Source organism: Gemmatimonadota bacterium, from assembly GCA_040388625.1.
Classification (GTDB): domain Bacteria; phylum Gemmatimonadota; class Gemmatimonadetes; order Gemmatimonadales; family Gemmatimonadaceae; genus Fen-1247.
In genome coordinates, this window is sequence record JAZKBK010000005.1 from 20,155 (window position 1) to 42,505 (window position 22,351).

Here is a 22,351-nt window from a genome sequence, read left to right on the forward strand (position 1 = left end):
AGTCCCGCATCCTTGCCTGTCGGCAAAGCCCCACACTATGCCTGTCAGTGCTCCGGCATCCTTGCCTGTCATTTCAAAAAGCCCCTGCATCCATGCCTGTCGACAAACCCCCAGCATCCTAGCCTGTCATATCGGCAAAGCCCCAGTCGCTAGCCCGGGTAGTGTGGATGCTCCACATAGGCCGGACGGAGATCCGCAATCGGCACCGATGCGTCGGAAATATGCGCCGGGTTCGACGGCGCCGCCTGCTCTCGCTGTTCCGGTTCTTCCAGTTGCTCGGTGCGTTGGTCCGGCACGTCCAGCCTGCGCAAGGTAAGATCGATGCTGTCGATCGTATCTATCTCGGCCGCTGTACCAGCTCCGAGATCGCGGAACTTTCGCGCCTGCGGAAGCACCTTGCGCTCCAGGGAGCCCACTGCGCTGTTGTACGCCTCCACCGATTTCTCCAGCCCGCGCCGCAGCGTATCGAAGTGGTTGGAGAACGTGCTTATGCGGACGTACATCTCGCGGCCAAGTGCGCTGATCTCCTCGGCATTCTTCGCCACGCGATCCTGCTGCCACCCGTACGCGATCGAACGCAGCAGCGCGATCAGCGTCGTCGGGCTGGACGGAATCACGTGCTGGTCCACGCCATACTCGATCAATCCGGGATCGTACTGCAGCGCGGCACTGAAGAACGTCTCGCCCGGAAGAAACATCACAACGAACTCCGGCGTCGATTCGAACTGTCCCCAGTACGCCTTCTGGCCGAGCTTGACCATGTGATCGCGCACCTGACGCGAATGGTCGCGCATCAGCCGCTCGCGCTCCATCTCATCGTTGCACTCGGTTGCAGCGAGATACGCCATGAGCGGTGCCTTGGCGTCGACGATGATCACCTTTCCGCCCGGCAGTCGCACCGTGAGATCGGGACGCAGCCTGCCGTCTTCCGTGTCCACGCTCGTCTGCTCGGCGAAATCGCAATGATCCAGCATGCCTGCCATCTCGCACACTCGCTTGAGCTGGATCTCGCCCCAGCGGCCGCGTACGGCCGGTGCGCGCAGAGCGTCGCCGAGTTGCTTGGTGCGGCCGCTCAGCTCGCGCTGCGCCTCGCCCATCGAGCGGACCTGTTCGATCAACGACTCGTACGATCCAACGCGCGCAAGCTCAACCTTCTGCAGCGTGCCGTCCATCTTCTGGAGCGTTTCCTTTATTGGCGACACCAGCTCGGTTATCGCCTGCTGCCGCAGCTCCAGCTCGGAAGAATTGCTCTGCTGCATCTCCGTCAACGACGTGCGCGCGAGCTGCAGAAACGACTCGCTGTTCTGGCGCAGCGCTTCCGCTCCCATGGACTGGAATGCTTCGCGCAGCCGTAGCTCCGCCTGCTCCATCACAGCGATCTTGTCGGTGTTGCTCTTGCGCTCGGCGTCGAGCTGCGCGGCGAGCGCCGCGCGTTTCACATCGGCAGCGCCGAGCTGCTCCACTCGCAGTGTGAGCCGCGCGGCTTCTGCGCTCCGTATTTCGTAGCGCGCCGAGAGATCCGCGATCCTGCTCTGCTGCGTGCCAAACGATACGCGCTGTCTGCCCGCTGCCGCGAGCCAGCCGAGTCCGATGCCAAGGAGTAGAAGACCGATGGCGGCGGCGAGTGTGGTGATGGTGAACATGTCAGACACGGGACGCTCCCGATGCAGCGTGAGCCTCGCCCCAGACCCGATCGCTCAGCTTATAGCCCTTGAGCTTTGCCAGCTGCACCGCCTGGCCCACGTGCAGTGCCAGGTGAACCGTCGCGTTGACGAAGTCCTCGTACACTGTCCAGTGGCGTCCATCAGGGTCGCGTGACGGCGCGGCGTAGTCTTCCGTGGTGAGCGAATCCATCGCAACGCGCACCTCATCGATGGCGCGCTCGAGCTCGTCCAGGATCTCGCGCTTGGTGAGCCGGCGCGATGCGTCGAACTCTTCGGGGCGATTGCGAACGTAGTCCGTACCCGCGATGTGCCGGCCGATGAAGTGTCTGAGGTTCCCCGCGCAGTGCAACGCCAGCACCGCGACAGGATTGACACCAGGTGCCGGTTGCCACCAGATGGAGTCGTCGTCGAACGGCTCTATCGCCGCCTGCATCATCAGTGGAAGCGCGCCCGTCAGCCGGGTGCGCAGCGCGGTGACCTGAAGGTCCTTGGGGAGAGGAGCTGCCATCGTCGTGTCAGATTTTGGAATGTCGAGCGCGGCTGCACTCGTGCTGTCAGGTCGCGGCAAAACACCTACGCGGGACCGGGCCATGTGAAACACGACAGTTCGGGGTCACGTTGCGTAACATCGAATCCGATACTTCTTTTGCAAAATCTTTCCCGGGCCGTTTCGAATCGATAAGCCCCGTCGATTCTGGTCGTACAAAGCGTACTCAACGCTGTCGAGCGAGTCATGCATATCAGGCATCATTTGATGTATGTTTGATACATATCTGCCTGGAGTGTCCCATATGCGCACGACCCTTAACCTGGACGACGACCTGATCGCTGAAGCCCAGCGCCTGGCCGGGATCACCGAGCGCACCGCTGTCATCCATGAAGGACTTCGGGCGCTCATCGAGCGTGAAAGCGCCCGCCGGCTGGCACGCCTTGGCGGCAGCGAGCCCACGTTGCGTTCCGTTCCCAGACGCCGGTCAGCCAGCGCGTGATCCTCGCCGATACGTCAGTGTGGGTGCAACACCTGCGCAGTGGAGATACCCGGCTCGTCGATGCGTTGGAAGCAAGCCGAGTGTGCATCCATCCATTCATCAGGGGTGAGATTGCGTGCGGCAATCTGAAGAACCGCGCGGAGCTGCTCGAGTTGCTGGGACATCTTCCGCCTGCGACTGTCGCGACTGACGCCGAGGCGCTGGCATTTCTCCAACGGCACCGGTTGATGGGGCGCGGCATCGGCTTCGTCGACGCGCATCTGCTGGCTTCCGCAGCACTGAGCGCCGCAACGCTCTGGACGCACGAACGGCGCCTCGCAGCCGTCGCAACGGAGCTGAAGCTCGCGCCTTCCGGGATGGAATGAACGCGCCCGATTTTCGTCGTTTCCGCTGTAGGGCGCGGATGCATCCGCGCCTTGGGAATCTCCGTCTCGACCTCACACTCGGAGCCCCCGGCCTTGAAGGCTGGCGCAGCACCCCCAAAAATGCTACGATCACGCGTGAAGACGGACCTCGACAGACTGATCCAGCGCGCGGAATCCGACCAGGGCTCGGCGGATGAGCTGTTCGCGCTGCTGTATCAGGAGCTGCACCGGCTCGCCGAGCACAATCTGAGACGCAGCAACGCGACCATCACGCTCGACGCCACGACGCTGCTGCACGAGGCGTATCTCAACATCTCCGGCCGCAGGGACGTCTCGTTTGCGGACCAGCCGTCCTTCCTCGCCTACGCCTCCCGCGCGATGCGCGGTCTGGTCATCGATTACGCGCGGCGCCGGCGTGCGCTCAAACGCGGGCGCCAGCTCGAGATCACTCTCGCTGGCGATGAACAACCGTCGGAAGACGCCGTGCGACGATCGCAGGAGCTGGAAAGGCTCGGCGACGCGATCGAGGAGCTCGCGCTGCTCGATCCGGCGCTCGCCGAGCTGGTGGATCTGCACTTCTTCTGCGGGTTCGCGTTCACGGAGATCGCCGAGTTCCGCGGATCGTCGGAGCGCACCGTGCAACGCGACTGGCGAAAGGCGCGACTGCTGCTGCAGCATTCGCTCATGGATGACGAGGCCGGTACGTAGAGAGTCGTCATCCCAACCGACGGTTGGGATGACGATATTTTACAAACCCGGCGCGTTCCCAGCTCTGTTCAACGCGGCAACCAGCATCTCCGCTTCGCGCGTTCGCGGATGGTCCGCACCAGCTCCATTGCGCAACTCCACTACCGAGCGCGCGAGGTCCGCGCGCGCGCTCGACGTGTCGCCGCTCGCCAGCATGGCGCGCGCCTCGACGAGCCGTGCTTCACCGACGTACGCACTCCGCGTCTCCGTGAGCGAATCCAGTGTGGCCTTGGCGCGCGCGTCGCGTGCGTAACCAAGCGCCTCGTTCGGATGGCCCAGTGCGAGCGCAGTCTCCGCCGCAAGAATGAGCGCTCGGTGAAATGTCCTTCTGCGCTTGCCAGCGAAGTAGCCGTTCGCTCGCAGAACCTGCACGATCAATGCATGCGCCGATGCCGTATCGCCTGTCCGCAATTGGAGCAGCGCGTGCAGCATCCTGGGATCCATCACCTGATCGTCGGTGCTCCACGCAGTCTGGTGTGCGGCGATCTGATCGAATCGCGCCGTCGTGCGTCGGGCGCCGGCGACGTCGCCGAGCTGCAGTTGGGCCTGTGCAAGGCCGAACAGCCCGCGTCCCTCCCAGTAGCTGTCTTTCTGCGGTACAGCCTGAGTTGTGAGCAGGGTGAAATATTTCGCGGCGGAATCGGCGTGCCGTTCGAACAGCGCTGCGTGCGCATAATGGATGAGCGGTTGCGCCGGCATGTCGCCGGTTGGGTCGCTTCGCCTCATGCGATCCAGCAAGTCATGCAGTGACGGCTCCGCCGCGGCAACTTCACCGAGACCGATCAACGTCACGGCGCGATCGTGCTGAAGGATCGCCCGCGTCATCGTTTCGCCCCTGCCGCTCCGGTCGAGGATGGACGTCGCGCTGTCGTATGTCGTGAGCGCCTGGCGATGCTTGCCCTGCTCGTCCAATGCGTCTGCGAGAGACGAGAACAATCCGACGTACGCCATGTCCTTCGTTTCGCCAAGGCTGTCGCGGATGAAGATTGCCCGGCGAATCGCAGGCGCCGCGCGCACATGATCGGGACCGGCCTCGTTCTCCAGATCCGCCAGCGTCTGGAGGCATGTCACCTCCGCGCGCGGGTCCGGTGTCGCGCGCAGCATCGACTCGGCGCTGTCCAGCAACCGGTGTGCCTCGTCGTAGCGACCCTGAGTGCGCAGATTGTCCACCATGTCGCAACGCGCCTCGATCAGCTGACCACGATCTCCCGTTGCCTTCGCCAGTGCATCGGCGCGTGCGAGCAGCGTTCCGCGAATCTTGCTATCGCCCAACTCCGCATAGCGCGCGGAGAGCTGCAGCAGGATCGGTGTTAGCAGACGCGGATCACCGCCGTACTCTCGTTCGAGTGCATTACGCGAACGATCCAGGATCTCGCGCATGGTGATCGGCCTGTCACCGATCTGCGACATGAGCTGGGACTGGAACTCCACCTGCGCATCCGCGCGCTGGCTCTGGTACAACGCCGCATCGCGCTGGCGTTGCGCTTCACTCATCTGCACGAACGAGAACGCGGTAGCAGCGAGTACGGCGACCGACGCGATCGTTGCGCCAGCGACGCCAGCGCGATGTCTGCGAACGAACTTCCGCGTGCGGTACGCGAGCGAATCACGCCGTGCCCGCACCGGCTCGTGGCGCAGATAGCGACGCAGGTCATCCGAGAATACATCCACGGTCTGATACCGCAGACGAGATTCCTTGTGCAGTGCCTTGGCGAGAATACTGTCGAGGTCGCCGAGTCCGAGCCGCGCGGCGCGCACCTCTCGCAGCGCGCGAATAGTATCCGCTGGAGTGGTGCACCCCATCGAAGTTGGATGATGACCGGAGATCAGCATGTACAGCAGCACGCCCGCCGCGTACACATCCGTCGCAGTCGTGATCGGCTCGCCGGATACCTGTTCCGGCGCAGCGAATTCCGGCGTCAATACGCGCGTCGTTTCCACCGTGAGTGCAGCGGACTCGTCGTCGAGGTCGCCGCTCAGCAACTTGGCGATGCCGAAGTCGAGCAGCTTCACGGTGCCGTCGCGAGTCACCAGGATGTTGGACGGCTTGATGTCGCGATGCACTATGAGATTTGCGTGTGCGTGACCGACGGCGGCGAGCATGTCGAGCACCAGCCCGATGCGCGCCTCGGACGAGAGCTGGTGTTGCTCGGCGTAACTGTCGATGCGCACGCCATCGACGTGTTCGAGCACGAGATACGGTTGACCACCAGGCGTCACGCCCGCATCCATCAGTCGTGCGATCCCGGGGTGGGTGAGCCGCGCGAGTACGGAACCCTCGCGCCGGAAGCGCGCCTCGCCAGACGGACTCAGCAGGCCAAGGTTGAGCAGTTTGACAGCTGCACGTCCCTCGAACTGTCCGTCGGTGCGACGTGCGAGCCATACCGTGCCCATGCCGCCGGCGCCGAGCTGGCGTTCCAGGGTGTAGGGGCCAAGCCGGAGGCCGTCGAGTTTCGCGCCGACAATATCGGTGAGGAATCCGCGCTGGTCGGCTACGCTCTCGCCGGATAGCAACTGCGCGAGATCTGCCGCGAGCGCCGGTGATTGCGCGCGCAGCTCGTCCATCCACGACTCGCGCTCCTGGACAGTCAAATCCAGAGCGCGGTCGAGAAGCGGTTCGAGAAGCTGCCAGCGATCGCGATCGATGGTGCCCATCGTCGGTCTCCCATGCGTGGGCTTTTGGCAAAGTATGCTCTTCGCCGGTCGTCCGGACAAGCCCCGGTAATCTCTCGACCAGGTCGCGGCGGGTTTGGTGGCTGAATTCCGATTATATGATTGCGCGGCTCACGACGTGTGCCGGGTCGGTCGCACCATTTCATACCCAATTGGTGATTCAGACATGAAGTCTCAAACCATCCCAGTCTTGATTTCCGGATTTCTTCTGATTGCAGGGGCAGCAAGGGCAAGTGATGCGTAACGGATCGCGTAGGACAGCTGTCGCGATCGCGGGAGTCATTCTCATACTCTTCGGTTGCACCGACCAGCAACCGACCGACCCCGCGCACGTCGCCCCCACTGCACAGCGCAATGGCGGTAGTTCGTCCGATACTGCGTTGTCGCCGCGGCTCGTGCGCCAGCTCGCCGCCGCGCGCGGGATTGGGCAGCTGGCCGATCCGCCACATGTACGGCCGGCGCTCGCGGAGCTCGGTCAGGCGCTCATGTTCGATCCGATACTGAGCGGGAACCATGACGTCAGCTGCGCCACGTGTCACGTTGCAGCATACGCGTCAGGCGACGGGCGCAGCCTGTCAGTCGGCGCCGGTGGAACGGGACTCGGCCCCAACCGTACGCACCCCGACGGCATCTTCATTCCGCGCAACGCACCGCCGGTGTTCGATCTGGCGCAGCTGCGGCACATGTTCTGGGATGGACGTGTCGAGACAGATGGACACGGTCACTTTCTCACACCGGCACAGTCGCAACTGACGCCATCGATGCAGCGCGTGCTGGAGTTCGGCGCGATATCGGCGCAGCCGATGTTTCCCGTCACTGCGCGCGCCGAGATGCGCGGCCAGTCCGGCAACGAGCTGACGCAGATCTCCGACAACGACTACACCGATATCTGGTCGGGTCTGATGCGACGGCTCGGCACAATTCCGAAGTACCGCAGGATGTTCGAGCGGGCGTATCCAGGAAAACGATTCGACGACATGAGCTTCGCGTACGCATCGAACGCGATCGCCGGCTTCCTCGTGTCGAATTTCACGATGAACAATTCGCCGTGGGATCGGTTTCTCGCCGGCCACGACAATGCTCTCACGCCGCAGCAGCTGGAAGGTGCGCGCTCGTTCCTCACACTCAAGTGCTCGGTCTGTCACAACGGCCCGACGTTCAGCGACGACAAGTTCCACGACGTGGCAGTCGCGCAGATCGGACCGGGGCAGGGTGAGGGTCTCGAGGGGCGCGACGATTTCGGACGCATGAACGTGACCGGCAATCCAGCTGACAAGTATCTCTTCCGCACCACTCCGCTGCGCAACGTCGAGCTCACCGGCCCGTACGGCCACGACGGCTCGATAACGACGCTGGAGGGATTCATCGCGCACTACAGCGAGTCCGACGTGAAGCTCAGGACGTACGATCCGTCGCAGCTCGAGCCGGATCTCCGGGGCACCGTGCTCGACAACACCGCGGGTGTACTCGCGCAGCGCGACACTCTATTGAACGGCGTCGTGCTCACACCGCAGCTGGTGGACAACCTCGTTGCCTACATGCGCGCGCTCACCGATCCTGCAGCGCGGAACCTGACCAGATTCGTGCCGAAGAAGGTGCCGAGCGGGCTGCCGGTAGGGCAGTAGATGGGTTGTTGTCAAATGCGGCCCCCGATGTCTGGGGGCCGCATTTTTTTTACTCATGCATCACGCCAGCGCCGCGTTAATTCCTGCGACGGTGTGCGCCGTTCTGCTGGTACTGGCGGTTCTGCGGATTCTGCTGGTTCGGCTGGTACTGCTGGTTTGTGCCAGGCAGAGCCTTACCCGTGCGACCGCTCGGTATGACGGGGTTCGGGAAACCCGGAATCACTGGCGATGACGGGTACCGTGTCGCGTTGCGCGACGGGTATCCGTTGCCATTGCCGTATCGTCCGTCGTTGCCGTACCGTCCGTCGTTGTCGTACCGCCCGTCATTGTGGCGGCCGTTCCTGTAGTACCCGTTCTTGTAATTCTCGTTCTTTTCCTTGTCCTTGTGATGCGCTTTCCCGTGATGCCCGTTGTCGTAGCGTCCGCCGTTGTCATGCCACTCGGAGTGGTCGCGTTGACCTGGACGCTGCGCGCCTGCTGGCGTCGATGCTGCAAGCATCGCGAGGGGTACGGCCACCACGCTTGCAGCCTTGAGCACGGTACTGATGAACTTCGCAGTCATAACATTTCCTCCAGTTGGCACGGTTGTACACCAGATCGGTTGGTTCCTTCCACCGTATCTTCAAGATAGACATGCGCAAGCTCCGTGCTAAGTCTCCACGCGCGAACATTCGAGCGAATCTGCTCTGAAGCTGTCATCAAACTGACAATCGGCGTGTCACAGGCGGATGCATCGCCCCCAACATGTCAGGAAGCTGTCACGAGCGGGGTTTGGTGCGCTAACTTTCTGGTACGGCGGAGTGGTGTGGGGACGCAACACACACGATCGAGCCGCGTACTCTTCAATCTGTGAGTGATCGCAATGGATTCGACGAGCAAGTTTCAGAAGCCGAGTGACGAGGAGCTGAGGAAGAAGCTCACGCCGGAGCAGTATCGTGTCACGCAGCATGAAGGCACTGAGCGTCCGTTCACGAACGAGTACAACGACAATCACGAAGCAGGCATCTACGTGGATGTCGTATCCGGCGAGCCGCTCTTCAGCTCGCTCGACAAGTTCGACGCGCATTGCGGGTGGCCGAGTTTCACGAAGCCGCTGGATGAAGCGAGCGTCACGACCAGAACCGACAAAAAGCTCGGTATGACGCGCACCGAAGTGAGATCTGCGCAGGCGGATTCACATCTGGGCCACGTGTTCGACGACGGGCCAGGGCCGACCGGGTTGCGTTACTGCATGAACTCCGCGTCGATGCGGTTCGTGCCGGTGGAGAAATTGGCGGAGGAAGGGTACGGGGACTGGTTGAAGCTGTTCGGGGGAGAGGGGAAGAAGTAGCCGGCCGTCATTCCCGCTTTCGCGGGGATGACGACTTTGTCACATCGCCTGCGCGATCGCCTGAAAGCGTGGGGTCGTGCGTATCGAGTCGAGATCGCTGTCGTGCTCGATCCACTCCTTGTGACCGAACCCTCTGTCGACTGCCGTCTCGAGACTCGCTAGCGCTTCGTCCGGCATACCGATCAGAGAGTAAGCACAGGCAATGTTGTAAAGCATCCCTGAATCGTCAGGATCGATGGCCAGGGAGCGGCGGATGTATTCTACTGTCTGCTCCCGGTCACCCATCCGTGCCAGCGTGGTTGCACCCAGATTGGTCGCCCTGGCATCGTCGGGGTTGAGCTCGAGCCTTTCGTCTATGAGCTTGAGCGACAGCCGGCGCGCTGCCTCCGCCTCTGCCGCGAGACCCATGTCATCGAGAACATTGGCGAGGAAGTTCGGAGCCTGGAAATCTTCCGGTCTCAGCAGCGAAGCCCGCTCGAACATCTTCGCCGCCTCTGCATTACGGCCCTGCGACTTGAGTCCGCGGCCGTAGAAATATGCTGCCTCGAACAGCTTCGGATTCAGCCGCAATGCAGTCTCGAATTCCTGATCTGCTTCCGCGAACTGCTTGGTGAGCGAGACAGCTATGCCGCGCGCCACGTGCGCCTCTGCGAGATCGGGCTCCAGTTCCAGCGCACGCCTGCTGGCAATATCCGCCTGACGCAGATTGAACTCGCGCGCGTCCCAGTACGTGTAAAGCGACGAGCATGCATCAGCAATTCCAGCGTGCGCCAGGGCATACTCGGGATCGATCTCCACAGCACGATTGTACATCTGCCTGGCGTACTCCACACTCTTGCGTCGCCACTGATGGAAATATTGCTGGCCACGAAGGAAGAAATCATACGCGTGTACGTTGACGACACGCGCCTTCTCGATCGCCTTCTTCTCTCCTTCAGTGAGAATCACCCGGAGCGCTTTCACAATCGCCTGTGATATGTCATCCTGAATGGCGAATACGTCTTCCAGTTCGCGGTCGTAACGTTCCGACCAAAGGTGATATCCGTCAGCAACATTCACCAACTGCGCAGTGATGCGGAGCTTGTTCCCCATCTTGCGCACGCTGCCCTCGAGCACGGTCGACACCTTCAACTTGCGGCCGATGTCACCGATGTCCTCGTTCTTGCCCTTGAATGCGAACGACGATGTGCGTGATGCAACGCGCAGCGACTGGATCTTGGTCAGAGCGTTGATGATCTCTTCCGCCATTCCGTCCGTGAAGTACTCGTTGTCAGCGTCGGCACTCATGTTCGCGAACGGCAGCACCGCGACGGATTTTGCAGCCGACACAACCTGCTGCGGCATCGTGAGAGTATCCAGCGGAGTGACGAGACTGCTCGACGTCAGCGCCTGCGCGAACAGTGCGGCCGTCTTGTAGCGATCCCCGGCCTCCACCGACATCGCCTTGAACAGTGCGTGATCGACGTTCTCCGGCACGCTCGAGCGAAGCTCACGGATGCGTTTCGGTACTTCAGTAAAACGTTTCGCGAGTATCGCCTGCGCAGTCGTGCCAGTGAACGGACGCTGGCCCGAGAGCATCTCGTACAGCATGCACGCCAGACTGTACTGATCGCTGCGTCCATCCAGTTGCGCCTCGCCCGCCGCCTGCTCCGGACTCACGTATGCGGGAGTGCCCACCATCATTCCAGTCTGCGTGAGCATCGCCGTCTGCGTTCCGGCAGCGCTCACCGCCTTGGCGATACCGAAGTCCATCACCATCGGCTCGCCCTCGTACAGCATCACATTCTCGGGCTTGATGTCGCGGTGCACCACATTCTGACGGTGCGCGTAATCCAGCGCAGACGCGACCGCGAGCGCGTGATGAATCGCCTCGTCGATTGGGAGTGGCTGTTGCCGATCGAGCCGTTCTCTCAACGACTCGCCCTCGACGTACGGCATCACGTAATAGAGCAGACCCTCGATCTCACCCGAGTCGAACAGCGGCAGGATATGTGGGTGGTTGAGCCGAGCAGCGACGCGGATCTCGCGGAGGAATCGATCGGGACCGAGTGAGGCAGCGAGCTCCGGATGCAGTACCTTGAGCGCGACTATCCGCTCGTGTTTGGAATCCTGCGCGAGATAAACCGTCGCCATACCCCCGCGACCGAGCTCCCGATCCACCGTGTAGGTCGGCGCGAGGATGTCGCGGATACGCTCGATTGGGGGCGTCATGCGGTATTTTGGCGGGAGTCCAAACCCTTCACCAACCCATCACCATCGACTACCTGTAAACAACTGTATTGACAACGTCACCTAATTTCGTAAGTTCGCTGCCCGACGTGAAATCTTACCGATTCCCCGCCAACCCCGGAAGGTCAAATTGAACCACCGTTACCGTGTCATCATTGCTGTCGCCGGAGCAGCCGCGTTCGTGGCGTGCTCGCCGGACAGCCCCAATCCAGTCGCCCCCACCGTAAGCGCGTCGCGTGACATACTCGGCGCGGCGGCCCACACCAATGGTCGCTACATCCTGTCCAGCAGTGCCGGCTTCGGAAGTGATCTGGCGAGTCAGATCGCGAGCCTCGGCGGCAAGCTGGAGCGGGTGCATACCGGCGCCGGATTCGCGGTGGTGAGCAACATCAGCGACGCCAACGCCGCGCAGCTGGCCAGCCTCAAGGGCGTGGACGATGTCGAGCCGGACATTCAGATCGCCCTCGATCTTCCGGTACCGTCCATCCAGAGCACGGTCGGATCGGTCGTCGACGATGCCGCGACCAGTCAGGGCAATCCAGCCGCAGCGGGCCGTTTCGCGTGGCAGTGGAACATGCGCCTCATCGGTGCGGACAAGGCATGGGCCGCCGGCAAGCTCGGCTCGTCGAATGTCACAGTCGCGATCATGGATAGCGGAATCGACTACGATGCCCCCGATCTTAACGGACTCGTCGACCTGTCGCGCTCCACGTCCTTCGTACCGTCGGACGATTCGATCACCGCGCATTTCTTTCCTTCGCGCAACCTGATCTCGGATTACAACGGTCACGGTACCAACGTCGCAACGCAGGTGAGCAGCAAGGCAGTCGCGCTTGCCGGCGTCACGTCGCGCACCACGCTCATCGGCGTGAAGGTGCTCAACGGGTTGGGAGTTGGACCACTCAGCGGAGTTCTCACAGGCGTTCTGTATTCCGCCGATCACGGCGCCAGCGTCGGCAACCTGAGCCTCGGCGGAAGCTTTGCCAAGCCCGGCAACCGTCGTTACGTCAACCTGATCAAGCGCATCTTCAACTACGCCAACAGAAAGGGCATGCTCGTCGTCGTTGCAGCGGGGAACGACGCCCAGGATCTGGATCAGAATGGCAACGTGTATGAAGCCTACTGCGACGCACCGCATGTGATCTGCGTATCAGCAGTCGGACCCAGAGTAGCCGGCGATGATCCCAACACGCCCGCGTTCTACACCAACTTCGGTCGCAAGTCGATCGACGTCGCCGCACCTGGCGGTAACGCCGACGCTGCGGACGGTTTCCCGCCATCGAACTGGCCGTGGGGATCGGACATCGCGTCGTGGGTCTGGTCGTTCTGCAGCAAGACGACACTCGTGTTCGACACGACCGGCACCCCACTCGGTTTCGCCGGCTGTCAGGCTGGCAACCGACTGGCCGGCTTCATCGGAACGAGTCAGGCAACGCCGCACGTCAGCGGACTCGCGGCGCTTCTCTTCGCGCAGAACCCGAACGCGGCTCCGTCGCGGATCAAGGCTCTCATCGAGAAGTCGGCGATCCAGCTTGGGCAGCGCAACAGAGATCAGTACTATGGAAAGGGCCGCATCAGCGTGAGCAACGCGATGGGATTGGGAAGCTGAGCGTGGGTGGATGAAAAGAGCGGGGCGCCAAGGTGGGGCGCCCCGCTCTTTTTGCATTCCAGCGATCGACGGTTGTTGCGCGCCGTGCTGCGGCGCAGGAGGTTAACTCTGATTTTGCCGACCGAACGGATCGCCGGCAACAGATTCAGTGTGCAGTGCGCAGCGCCACTCCCCATCGCGACGCACCCACACGGACGCGTCGTTGGCCTTGAGCGACAGGGACTTCCCGTCGAGGAGCACGGTTTCGCTCACACTGTACGCGATGATCGCGATGTCATCGGCTAAGAAACGCACTTGCACTGTTTTGGGATCGAACTCGAAGTGCGTGAGCTCCCACCCGCCTTCGGTCGTCATCTTCGCCATGGCTTTGGCGTCGATCGCGGAGACGCCTTGGGCGCCGGCGACGATGCATCCGTCATCCGTCATGCGAGCGGCGCCCGCGCCGTCTTTTGACTGCATCGCACTCCAGAACGCAGTCTCAAGCTTCTGAATTTCCTGCTCCCTTGCGTTGTTGGTCATGTCGCGGGCTCCGTTGGATGATCCGATGTAGGTTCGGGATGACTCATGAAAGAATCACGCCAACGCCGGTATTCGAATTTCTACAGAGGAATCAATGTGCGGCCGATTCCGCGCGGGGAGCAGGAGGAGCGGCGGCAACCTTGTACGACAGCGCCTGTGTCGCGAGCGTTGCGTGATCTTGATTCGTTGCCTCTTCACCGCGGCGCGGTCGCGGTGATGGCTCGGTCCAGTGCCGCGTAGACGTCGTCACCGAAGCAGACGAAGATCACGTGATCGGGAAGTGCATGGCTCGCGAGATATGCTCGTACTGATTTCACGGCGATGTCTGCAGCTTGCGCGATGGGATAACCGTAGACACCGCAGCTGATCGCCGGAAAGGCGATCGAGTGCAGACCGTGCTCTCCGGCGAGCTGCAGCGGCGACCTGTACGCCGACGCGAGCAGTTCCGGCTCGCCATGTGTACCGCCGTGCCAGATCGGACCGACGGTGTGGATCACGTGCCGCGCCGGGAGATCGTAGCCAGCCGTGATCTTCGCGTCACCGACGGCGCAGCCTCCGAGCGTTCGGCATTCAGCGAGCAGCTGCGGGCCTGCGGCGCGATGGATCGCGCCGTCCACGCCACCGCCGCCGAGCAACGCAGTGTTGGCAGCGTTGACGATTGCATCGACGGAGAGTCTGGTGATGTCACCGCGAATGAGCTCTATCATGGGTTGGTCAACGGTGTGACTGGGCGACTGCGTCGACCGGACCGATGCAGCTTCGTTCTGTCATCTGCCGAACGTTACCCGATATTTTTTGCAAGGACAACGAAGACCAGCTCGGACGTCCTCGGCAACCCGAAGCGCTCGTCACCGTGGGGGAAAGGTCGTTCCTCGCCGGTTGGTGAGTAGCCGCGGCGACCGTAGTAGTCGATGAGCTCGCTGCGTTGCTTGATGACGGTCATCTCGATCGCGTGCGCGCCGAAGTGTGTCGCCGCCGCGCGCTCGGCGGCAGTTATGAGTTGTTTGCCGAGCCCGGTCGCCTGTCGTCGGGGATCCACGGAGAGAAGACCGAGATAGGACGTGCCGTGCTCCTTTCTGGCGATCTGGACGCAGCCGATGATGTCGGATCCGTCGAGAGCTAAGAGGATTTGTTGATCGGGATCGTCGATGATCTCGGTCAACGATTCGGGATCGGTGCGTTGGCCGCCGAGGAGATCGGCTTCGTGGGTCCAGCCAAGGCGGGCGGTGTCGCCGCGGTAGGCGCTTTCGACAAGCGCGTGGAGCGCGGGGATGTCTGCGAGCGTCGCAGGGCGGAATGTGGGGGGAGTTTTCGTGAGATCGAACATGTTACGCCTCGAGGATTGCGCGCAAGTCTTCCCTGATATCGCCAAATCGTTCCGGATTAATGTGTATGCCAGCAGCTACTGCATACTCGCGCATTCGGATGAATCCAAGCGAAGGAAGCTCTCCGAATAGTTCAGTTCGCAGCTCGCGTGCACGAGCGACAGAGGTCGTCCCTGCGTACTGATCACGAAGGTTCATCATCTCATCCCACTCGGGTTCAGTCACGAGCGCAATCGTCGTGTAAATGTCAAATGCGTGATTGCTTCCGTAGCTCCTGGCGGGATTGTTGACCTGTTCACCGAGCGGATGAAGCTTGAGGACGAGACCGTAGCCTCCACCGACCGTAAGTATGATACCCTGGCGCGTGAGACGACCCGCAAGTGCCACGAGTTCACCACGCAACGGATCTGTGAGATCCGCGATTGGCTTATGTGTTGACCCATCTGCTTCCCGATCGGCATGTGCCATCACTTCGTCTCCGCGGTATTGGCGCCAGCCTCTGCCAGGATGCGGCTACGTATTGATCCACTGATATCGCGCTCTCGTTGCGTTCCGTTGGCGAGTTCGAGATAAATCTGGATGGGAGATACGCGACACACGCCTCCTACTACGCGCGTATCGAAATAGGCTATTGGATCACTGGTCTCGATCAACCGTACCGTTGCGAATCGGTCATTTTCGCGGACGGCACCAGCATCCACGATCGGTGCGAGCGACTCTACGTAGATCGGTGTGTCCTCAGCGCCCGGAAATGGAGCGTAACTCATGACTGTATCCACTGCATAGCGCACCCCCGCCTTTCGCGCGGCATCTGCGAGGATCGCGATCGGAGTCCGCGCTGCTGATTGCTCTGTCGGATTTCCGCGCAGAGTCTGCGACGTTCTTGGCGGCACGTATTCCTGTGCGAGGCGGTCGAGCAATTCTCCCGGTTGCTTCAGACTGATGCTGGTGCCCTGACTGCCACCGGATCGTGCGATGAGGAGTTCTTCCTCCAGCGATTTGAGAACTTTGGAAACTGTCGCTTGCGTCACTCCGGTATCACCACCGGTATCATTGCGTAGCGCTTCGACGATCGCGCCCACTGATGGATATTCGGGGCGAAGCAACAGGGCGCGGCAGACCAGAGAACTCCTTCCTCTATAGATGTTCTTGATCGGCGCAGATGACGGATACTGATTCTCGGCGCCTGTCTTCACCACAAGCCACTCGCCAGGAATTGTCACAATCCCGTTTCCTGATAGATCGATTCCACTTATGCCCTCCTTTTCGAGCCGCTCCAGAGTAGCAGGAGATAGATACGGCGCGATGAGCAAGGGGAATCGCTGCCTGCCAGCTTTCCTGTCTCGTTCGATATAGCTGCGGAGCTGCGACAGCGCTCCTTCCAGCTGCTTGGGGGTAGCGGCTGTTCTGCACTCCGCAATGAAGCGACGCGTGCGTCCCTGCCAGGCGAGCTCGATCTCCGCATCCGGACGGAATTGGCCGGCGGAGCGTTCCCTGACAGCGGCGGTCGATGGAACAGGCGCTGGCGCCGGTTCCAGCTTAATGGAAAACGGCGGGAAGCCCCGGCGGAGGAGAGCGGCCGGAATATCCTTTTCGAGAACGGCGGCTAGCTTTGGCATTATTCCTATTTATAGCATTATTCCAGTACAGGAATATAACTAGAATTGGGAATAATGCCAGGGGTGAAGACGGGACGGAGCAGGGGCGGACTCTGCCATCGATTGTCACTGGTGCTTCATACGTTGTTGGTCCAGTGCCGTGCTCCGGGGTCAACCGCGCCAATCCAGTCGGTTGATTCCTGCAAATGTTGAGAACGTGGTTGCGATCTCAACTGGAGGCTCATCTGCCTTTGAGGCTTGTAGTCTCATTGCGCGGCGTCACTCTATCCGGTAACGCGTATGATCAGGCGATTGGTGGTCTTGGTAGTGGTGGCAAGTGTGTTCACTGCGTGCACGCGGACGAATGCCGCGCTCATCGATAATTCTGTCCATCTGGCAAGGACATGTCCTGACGGCGTCAAGATCTATACGTCGCCCAGCAAGGTGGGAACCACGTACACAGAGGTTGCCCTGCTCAACTCGGCTGGGAGCACCGGATTTACGACAGAAAGCGGCATGATGAAATCGATGAGGAAGAAGGCCGCCGAAGTGGGCGCCAATGGGATCATCATGGGTGGGATAGATGAGCCCGGCGCGGGGGCGAAGGTTGCGGGGGCGTTTCTGGGGACGGGGACGGAACGGACGGGGAAGTCGGTGGCGATCTTTGTTCCGGAGGATACAGGGAGGGTCAGGCGGGTTTGCGGGAATTGATTGGCGTCAGGATCGCCGAAATTGGGTCCGGTGTGACGAAATGAGCCACGCGAAGTAGCCCCCATCGGTGTCATTTTCGATATACCCTCGTCCTGTGAGCCCGTTAGGACCGCTTGGCAACACAATCAGGCGTACCAAGGGAGCTCGATGCCTGGCGGGCCCGGCCTTGCGGGAACATCGTGGACACTTAGGTTTACTTATAAGGCAACCGACAATTAGTGGATGACTGTGAACTGCTGGTCCCAAACCTTGGCACCGTCAGCGTCAAGTGGCTGCGGCACTCGGACAGGATTCTTCATGGAAGACAATTCTTCGATGAAAACCCCGCCTGCCGCGGCGCGTTGGTGGCCCAGGCAAAGCAAATCGCACTGCTGGGACGGGTGGGCAAGGTCCCCGAGAACGGTCGGCAACTCAAGGGCAAATACGCTGACATCACTGAACTCAAGCCACGCGACTTTCGATTCTTAGGCTTTCGCGACGGCCACACGTTCTTCATCACGAACGGAGCCCGCAAGGATCCTAAACGGCAGGATCGCGACTACGATTTCGCCGTCGAGATCCGCACGAAGTATTTCGAACGAAAGTTGCAGGCTGCAAGACTGGCATCTCCAAAAGACAAGTCTTGAAGCTTTTTCCCAACTCCCCCACGGTACAACACGAAGAGATGAGCGCACCATTCTGCACTCCCAACATGTTCCCCATTCAGCTTCGATCTGTTAGCGGAGCTGCTGTCCCTAACGCCGATGTCGATCGCGTCAATTGGCTCAGAGAGATCCTCCCGAACGAAACCGAGCAGCGTGATTACGCTCGGGAGCGCGGTGCTATCGTGCTCACCGAAGCGATAGGCGACGCGATGGAAGCGGCAAATTTGAACAGAAGCGAGCTTGCCGAGCGACTCGGTCGACACAAGAGCTACGTAACTCGCGCGCTGAGTGCGCGTCAGAATATCACCATCAAGACCTTGAGCGACCTTCTCTGGGCATGCGGGATGGAGATCGACTCGTTGCAACTCGCGCCCGTCGGAGAAGCACTGCTCCCACGTGCGGAAGTTGATAGTTTCATGGTTGAGACTCTCACGCGGTCGCCACAGACATCGCTCGCCTGGTCATTAGCAGAAACAACCGGGAATGATGCGCCCACATCAAATCCGAGCGCTTCTCCTGTGGCCACGGATTCGACGGATGATACTAAGCTAGCGGCATGACCGATCAACGCGCGCCTGGCTACTACCTCGTTCGCATCTTCTCTCCCGAACTTCTTCTAAGTTTCGAGGAGCCAGAGGAAGGCCTCCTTTCGGAAGAAAATGCCGCGGTTGGTTGGGACTGGTTTCCACACTCCACGACGATCTTCGACGTGATCCTGCGAGTCGACATCTCGCCAACCACAGAGAGAAAAGAACGCGTCAGGGCGACGGTAGTTGGTCGCTTTGAGCGAGTCGGTGAGCCGGAGCGACCCACTTTCAAGAGCTTCGTCATGCAGAACGCGTCGGCGATGCTCGCTCCATATCTGCGCGAGGCGGTGAGCGCGCTTACCACACGCGGCCTGTTCGGTCCGACGTTGCTTCCCCCGATGAATGTCATTGAGATGATGGGGCGAATGGACTTCGAAAAGTCGCGAGGTTACGCGCACGCGCGCGAAGATGCGGGACTCGCTGCAGCGTATGGAATTGTTGAATTGCAGTCCACCCGATCATCGGAAAACGCGCAACTCTGAATTCGAAACCGCTGTTCCGGCAGCCATCCATCAGCTACGACAAACTATCAGTACTACGACACACCAGACACAGAACGCGGATTGCCAGCGCTGCAATCGTAAGAGAGACGCGTTTCAAGAGACGAACTGAGCCCGACTGATCGGCGAAATCTGGATTTCTCGCGGCGTGCTCTGACGATATCCTGTCTAGACGATTGAGTAATAGGATCAGCCAGCCGATGAATAGTTCTTCGGTCGGGCCACAAAGTAGAGGGATCCATCGCGCTGCTTGAATTCCATTGTCTCAGCTACCAAGGGTTGCGTCAGCTCGCGTTCCTCAACTCCAGTCGAGACCGCACCGGGTCATGTCGGTTTTGGTGGACTCGACGTCGGGTTCAGCGATGCCGACATCTGCTACGATGTTTCCGCTTCTGATTGTGTGTGCGGGGTTTCGTGGTTTTAGACCACGCGCGTTGTTGGAAAACTTGTTTGTGCCTGCCGGATCGCGTACACCGTGACTTCTGGTGTGCGCTTCAGGACTAGCCGGACCACGCCCGATGAGAAATTGCGACTCTATACTAGCGGCAATTGCCATCTCTGGTACAGAACATCGACTACAGTGAACAAGTAGATTTCCTAACGCGCGATCTGACAAGGTACTATCCGACAGTGACTATAAAGAGACTCGTGGCTGATGCCAGATAATGAAACGAAGGCTGCAACTCTTGTGGCGCGATGCCATGAAATCCAAGTCAGCCTCGGGTTGAAGGAGGTTCCCGAGTTCGAAGCGATTCCGCTGCTTGGTATGGCGGTACGTCTGTCGCTACACATACAAGGGCTCCCAGCAATTGACTATCATCAGTTAAAACTCGTCGCGTACCACTTCCTTGCAATTCCAGCGATCGTGCTGGATCGCGTTATCCGCATGCTCGCCGATGTAGAATTTGTTCGCATCACACAGGAAGGCAACACGATCAAAAGGATCGTTCCGACAGTTCCCTACTACGGCGCGATCTATGAGAACCTTGGAGACTACGCTGTAGCGAACTATCCACTGAGCGAGCCCGAAGAATTGGCAATAGTATTGCTAGAAAAATTGTCACATGCACCAGATCGTCTCGAGAGTCTACGCGCTTCTACGGGCGCCGATCGGAAACTATTTCTGCGAACTGTCCAGGTTGGAACGGAGGGTAGCTACTTGATACAACGGCGCGCGCGGGGTCGTAATATTCTGCTTAGCCCGACATATTTCGCAGAAAATGGATCTATCTTCGCAGACGCTACGGTAGAACAAGGAACAAAGTCCATTCAAGAACTCCTTTCCATCGTACGAGCATTCCAAGGCTACCCACTTGAGCTAATCACTAAGAACAAACAAATCGGTGATGCTCAAATTACAGGGGACCAAATTCGATTGCTACAGAGATTGGCGCAGGACGGTGTCGTGAAACCGCCAAGCATAACAACGAGTCACGCAGGTATAAATCATTTCATATTCACTCCGCGACCGTCTGGCGCAGCACTCAGTCCGACCAAACGCGACATATATGAGCGCGCAATGGCGATTGTCTCGGCGGTACGGCAAGGGCAACTCCTGCCTCATCGGTACGCGATTCGTTCACCCGGTGCCGTACTATGGAAACTCAAGAGCGACTTGAGATTAGGCAAGGCAACTACCGAGGCAACTCAACAGTACAGCAACCTCGTTCATCTTCGAATCGCACGTCTAGTCCCGGTCGGGAACGGTTTTTCCGAGCTTCGCATCATAGACCTGCCTGAAAACCGGGAGGCGTTAGACATTGCCTACTCTTTGGTTTCCTCGGGACAAGGTTCAGGGCTTGAGATCGATCAGGATGCTCGAGCTGCGTTGCAGCGTGATCAGGAGTACGTCGAGTCGTTGATTTCGGCCGGAAAGCTTCGCGAACGAGAACAGCTATCTCTTACCGATGACCACCAGCAGCAAATCGAACTCCTTCTTCTCGGAGGACGCGATTCATGATGCAAGACCGAGCAATTAAGGGGAAGGTGCTGCGCTTTGCAGTAGCGAAGCGGTGGTTTCCCCAAGTTGAGGTCGATGTGATACCTACCGTATCGACATCGGCCACGAGCGACAAACCAATAACCGACATTGATGTAATGGCTTTGGTGCCGGATCCTTTCGTTGGCTTTCGAAAAGTGCTCGTTGATTGCAAGACCAAAAAAAGTGAGTCGCCAATTGCGCGTACGCTTTGGTTAAGCGGCCTTATGGGTCGCGTTGGTGCTGTACAGGGAGTTTGTATCCTCAAAAGGGCAAGAGTAGAGCCCGACCATCGGTTCTACGCCGCGCAATATGGTGTATTACTTCTTACCGATGATGAATTCGATGAGTATGCCCAGGCGATGGGTGCACCGCGGAGCACACCAACCGGTTTCGTTGGCGATATCGAATTTTGGGAAATGCTCTTTGAAATCGCAAGCCGATACAGGAACTTGGCCCCGGCGGTGGAGTTCATTCGCAGAGGGTATTGGCAGTCAACGGACAGCGCGGAGGCATGTCGACGTACGATTGTGCAGCTCACTAAGATCGCGGGTGAAGTGGATCCCTCAATACCCAGCCATCATGCACTCTTCGGGAGTGCGGTCGCGTTGTTTCTTCACGCGCTCACCGGAGTTGTCAATACGATTTTTGCCGGTTATCTCAGACCTGAAACGAAGGATCAACTCTCTGCTGCATTGCTGCTAATCTTCTTCGGTGGACGGGAAGCTTACTTGTACAAGAATACCATCGCGAAACTCTTTCACGAACAACAGAATCCCGGCCGGAAACCACCAGACTTAGCGCCGCCCAATTGGGACGGCTTCTTACAGCTCGTGCGGCACTGCTTGGATGCGCCGTCGGCAGTAGCTCACGGACCGCTCTTGGTGCTGGAGACAGGTTTCGCGCAATTGCGCCGCACGGATGCCGACAGTCACCACGACGAATTCGCGTCAATGCTGTCGAAGACTGAACCGCATGCCGCAAAATTTGGTATCTTAGCTGGTGAGTATCTACAGCGTGCCGCCGGACTGCCTAAAGAGTTTTCGCACACGCTTACGTCTCACCTGATCTAGTATGGTGAAATACACGAACCAGTACTGTCAGTACGTACTGGCCTTCACTATTTCACTGTGGTTCGGTCTTCACTAGCGCGCATGGGCCCGGGTGTGATCGTCTTGGCATCTACCCAACGCACGCATGTGTAGCTTCCTGCAGGCTACCTATAGATCATCGTGCGGCAAACATTTCCCGGGAACTC

At 59.9% G+C, this 22,351-nt stretch carries 22 protein-coding genes; 11 read left to right on the forward strand and 11 right to left on the reverse strand.

What is annotated here, in order from left to right:
- Window positions 1-149: 149 nt before the first annotated feature.
- On the reverse strand, window positions 150-1,643 hold the full coding sequence (rmuC, locus tag V4529_11955) for a DNA recombination protein RmuC (GenBank protein MES2359035.1): 1,494 nt from the start codon (window positions 1,641-1,643) through the stop codon (window positions 150-152).
- 1 nt (window position 1,644) lies between these two features.
- Window positions 1,645-2,172, reverse strand: a complete 528-nt coding sequence (locus tag V4529_11960; protein ID MES2359036.1) for a DinB family protein — start codon at window positions 2,170-2,172, stop codon at window positions 1,645-1,647.
- Between the two features lie 283 nt (window positions 2,173-2,455).
- Here V4529_11960 and V4529_11965 point away from each other — a divergent pair, with 283 nt between their 5' ends.
- From V4529_11965 to V4529_11975, 3 genes are all read left to right on the forward strand, one after another.
- The gene (locus tag V4529_11965; GenBank protein MES2359037.1) at window positions 2,456-2,653 is read left to right on the forward strand and encodes a type II toxin-antitoxin system VapB family antitoxin; all 198 of its coding nucleotides are present in this window, start codon (window positions 2,456-2,458) and stop codon (window positions 2,651-2,653) included.
- On the forward strand, window positions 2,650-3,018 hold the full coding sequence (locus V4529_11970) for a PIN domain-containing protein (protein MES2359038.1): 369 nt from the start codon (window positions 2,650-2,652) through the stop codon (window positions 3,016-3,018). Before V4529_11965 ends, V4529_11970 begins: the two co-directional genes overlap by 4 nt.
- 135 nt (window positions 3,019-3,153) lie before the next feature.
- Window positions 3,154-3,726 (forward strand): ECF-type sigma factor, encoded by a 573-nt coding sequence (locus V4529_11975; GenBank protein MES2359039.1) that lies wholly within the window; start codon window positions 3,154-3,156, stop codon window positions 3,724-3,726.
- A gap of 39 nt (window positions 3,727-3,765) precedes the next feature.
- Here V4529_11975 and V4529_11980 read toward each other — a convergent pair whose 3' ends face one another.
- Window positions 3,766-6,420, reverse strand: a complete 2,655-nt coding sequence (locus V4529_11980; protein MES2359040.1) for a protein kinase — start codon at window positions 6,418-6,420, stop codon at window positions 3,766-3,768.
- Between the two features lie 254 nt (window positions 6,421-6,674).
- Between V4529_11980 and V4529_11985 the strand changes: the two genes are divergently transcribed.
- On the forward strand, window positions 6,675-8,063 hold the full coding sequence (locus tag V4529_11985; protein MES2359041.1) for a cytochrome c peroxidase: 1,389 nt from the start codon (window positions 6,675-6,677) through the stop codon (window positions 8,061-8,063).
- Between the two features lie 76 nt (window positions 8,064-8,139).
- On the opposite strand, the gene V4529_11990 is transcribed toward V4529_11985, so the two are convergent.
- Window positions 8,140-8,625 (reverse strand): hypothetical protein, encoded by a 486-nt coding sequence (locus V4529_11990; protein ID MES2359042.1) that lies wholly within the window; start codon window positions 8,623-8,625, stop codon window positions 8,140-8,142.
- 300 nt (window positions 8,626-8,925) lie between these two features.
- Between V4529_11990 and msrB the strand changes: the two genes are divergently transcribed.
- The gene (gene msrB, locus V4529_11995) at window positions 8,926-9,393 is read left to right on the forward strand and encodes a peptide-methionine (R)-S-oxide reductase MsrB (GenBank protein MES2359043.1); all 468 of its coding nucleotides are present in this window, start codon (window positions 8,926-8,928) and stop codon (window positions 9,391-9,393) included.
- 39 nt (window positions 9,394-9,432) lie between these two features.
- Here the strand turns inward: msrB and V4529_12000 are convergent, their stop codons facing one another.
- Window positions 9,433-11,604 (reverse strand): protein kinase, encoded by a 2,172-nt coding sequence (locus tag V4529_12000; GenBank protein ID MES2359044.1) that lies wholly within the window; start codon window positions 11,602-11,604, stop codon window positions 9,433-9,435.
- Window positions 11,605-11,752: 148 nt separating this feature from the next.
- On the opposite strand from V4529_12000, the gene V4529_12005 reads away from it, so the two are divergent.
- Window positions 11,753-13,231, forward strand: a complete 1,479-nt coding sequence (locus tag V4529_12005) for a S8 family serine peptidase (protein MES2359045.1) — start codon at window positions 11,753-11,755, stop codon at window positions 13,229-13,231.
- Between the two features lie 102 nt (window positions 13,232-13,333).
- On the opposite strand, the gene V4529_12010 is transcribed toward V4529_12005, so the two are convergent.
- The 6 genes from V4529_12010 to V4529_12035 all read right to left on the reverse strand — a co-directional run bounded on the left by V4529_12010 (window position 13,334) and on the right by V4529_12035 (window position 17,245).
- Window positions 13,334-13,750 (reverse strand): nuclear transport factor 2 family protein, encoded by a 417-nt coding sequence (locus V4529_12010; GenBank protein MES2359046.1) that lies wholly within the window; start codon window positions 13,748-13,750, stop codon window positions 13,334-13,336.
- 194 nt (window positions 13,751-13,944) lie between these two features.
- Window positions 13,945-14,457: an O-acetyl-ADP-ribose deacetylase gene (locus V4529_12015; GenBank protein ID MES2359047.1), complete on the reverse strand. Its 513-nt coding sequence runs from the start codon at window positions 14,455-14,457 to the stop codon at window positions 13,945-13,947.
- A gap of 74 nt (window positions 14,458-14,531) precedes the next feature.
- Complete coding sequence (locus V4529_12020; protein MES2359048.1) at window positions 14,532-15,077, reverse strand: GNAT family N-acetyltransferase; 546 nt, start codon at window positions 15,075-15,077, stop codon at window positions 14,532-14,534.
- 1 nt (window position 15,078) lies between these two features.
- On the reverse strand, window positions 15,079-15,543 hold the full coding sequence (locus V4529_12025) for a hypothetical protein (protein MES2359049.1): 465 nt from the start codon (window positions 15,541-15,543) through the stop codon (window positions 15,079-15,081).
- A complete protein-coding gene (locus V4529_12030) occupies window positions 15,543-16,694 on the reverse strand; it encodes a hypothetical protein (protein ID MES2359050.1) in 1,152 nt (383 codons plus the stop codon). The genes V4529_12025 and V4529_12030 overlap by 1 nt, the downstream gene beginning before the upstream one ends.
- 404 nt (window positions 16,695-17,098) lie before the next feature.
- A complete protein-coding gene (locus V4529_12035) occupies window positions 17,099-17,245 on the reverse strand; it encodes a hypothetical protein (GenBank protein ID MES2359051.1) in 147 nt (48 codons plus the stop codon).
- A 357-nt stretch (window positions 17,246-17,602) separates the two neighbouring features.
- On the opposite strand from V4529_12035, the gene V4529_12040 reads away from it, so the two are divergent.
- The 5 genes from V4529_12040 (at window position 17,603) to V4529_12060 (ending at window position 22,166) form a co-directional block, all read left to right on the forward strand.
- A complete protein-coding gene (locus tag V4529_12040) occupies window positions 17,603-18,010 on the forward strand; it encodes a hypothetical protein (protein MES2359052.1) in 408 nt (135 codons plus the stop codon).
- A gap of 38 nt (window positions 18,011-18,048) precedes the next feature.
- Entirely contained in the window at window positions 18,049-18,588 is a 540-nt protein-coding gene (locus V4529_12045; protein MES2359053.1) for a helix-turn-helix transcriptional regulator, read from the forward strand.
- A complete protein-coding gene (locus V4529_12050) occupies window positions 18,585-19,097 on the forward strand; it encodes a hypothetical protein (GenBank protein ID MES2359054.1) in 513 nt (170 codons plus the stop codon). The genes V4529_12045 and V4529_12050 overlap by 4 nt, the downstream gene beginning before the upstream one ends.
- Window positions 19,098-19,770: 673 nt before the next feature.
- On the forward strand, window positions 19,771-21,075 hold the full coding sequence (locus V4529_12055) for a hypothetical protein (GenBank protein ID MES2359055.1): 1,305 nt from the start codon (window positions 19,771-19,773) through the stop codon (window positions 21,073-21,075).
- Window positions 21,072-22,166 carry a hypothetical protein gene (locus V4529_12060; GenBank protein ID MES2359056.1) on the forward strand — a complete coding sequence of 365 codons (1,095 nt, stop codon included), beginning with the start codon at window positions 21,072-21,074 and terminating at the stop codon, window positions 22,164-22,166. The genes V4529_12055 and V4529_12060 overlap by 4 nt, the downstream gene beginning before the upstream one ends.
- The last annotated feature ends 185 nt before the right edge of the window (window positions 22,167-22,351 follow it).

Bases quoted from the DNA above. Each gene is read 5' to 3' on its own strand.
- V4529_11965 (MES2359037.1), top strand. From the start codon at position 2,456: ATGCGCACGACCCTTAACCTGGACGACGACCTGATCGCTGAAGCCCAG.
- V4529_12050 (MES2359054.1), top strand. From the start codon at position 18,585: ATGACCGATCAACGCGCGCCTGGCTACTACCTCGTTCGCATCTTCTCT.
- V4529_12030 (MES2359050.1), bottom strand. From the start codon at position 16,694: ATGCCAAAGCTAGCCGCCGTTCTCGAAAAGGATATTCCGGCCGCTCTC.
- msrB (MES2359043.1), top strand. From the start codon at position 8,926: ATGGATTCGACGAGCAAGTTTCAGAAGCCGAGTGACGAGGAGCTGAGG.
- V4529_11985 (MES2359041.1), top strand. From the start codon at position 6,675: ATGCGTAACGGATCGCGTAGGACAGCTGTCGCGATCGCGGGAGTCATT.
- V4529_11960 (MES2359036.1), bottom strand. From the start codon at position 2,172: ATGGCAGCTCCTCTCCCCAAGGACCTTCAGGTCACCGCGCTGCGCACC.
- V4529_12020 (MES2359048.1), bottom strand. From the start codon at position 15,077: ATGTTCGATCTCACGAAAACTCCCCCCACATTCCGCCCTGCGACGCTC.
- V4529_11980 (MES2359040.1), bottom strand. From the start codon at position 6,420: ATGGGCACCATCGATCGCGATCGCTGGCAGCTTCTCGAACCGCTTCTC.
- rmuC (MES2359035.1), bottom strand. From the start codon at position 1,643: ATGTTCACCATCACCACACTCGCCGCCGCCATCGGTCTTCTACTCCTT.
- V4529_12010 (MES2359046.1), bottom strand. From the start codon at position 13,750: ATGACCAACAACGCAAGGGAGCAGGAAATTCAGAAGCTTGAGACTGCG.
- V4529_11990 (MES2359042.1), bottom strand. From the start codon at position 8,625: ATGACTGCGAAGTTCATCAGTACCGTGCTCAAGGCTGCAAGCGTGGTG.
- V4529_12035 (MES2359051.1), bottom strand. From the start codon at position 17,245: ATGATGATCCCATTGGCGCCCACTTCGGCGGCCTTCTTCCTCATCGAT.
- V4529_12015 (MES2359047.1), bottom strand. From the start codon at position 14,457: ATGATAGAGCTCATTCGCGGTGACATCACCAGACTCTCCGTCGATGCA.
- V4529_12045 (MES2359053.1), top strand. From the start codon at position 18,049: ATGAGCGCACCATTCTGCACTCCCAACATGTTCCCCATTCAGCTTCGA.
- V4529_12055 (MES2359055.1), top strand. From the start codon at position 19,771: ATGCCAGATAATGAAACGAAGGCTGCAACTCTTGTGGCGCGATGCCAT.
- V4529_12000 (MES2359044.1), bottom strand. From the start codon at position 11,604: ATGACGCCCCCAATCGAGCGTATCCGCGACATCCTCGCGCCGACCTAC.
- V4529_12025 (MES2359049.1), bottom strand. From the start codon at position 15,543: ATGGCACATGCCGATCGGGAAGCAGATGGGTCAACACATAAGCCAATC.
- V4529_12060 (MES2359056.1), top strand. From the start codon at position 21,072: ATGATGCAAGACCGAGCAATTAAGGGGAAGGTGCTGCGCTTTGCAGTA.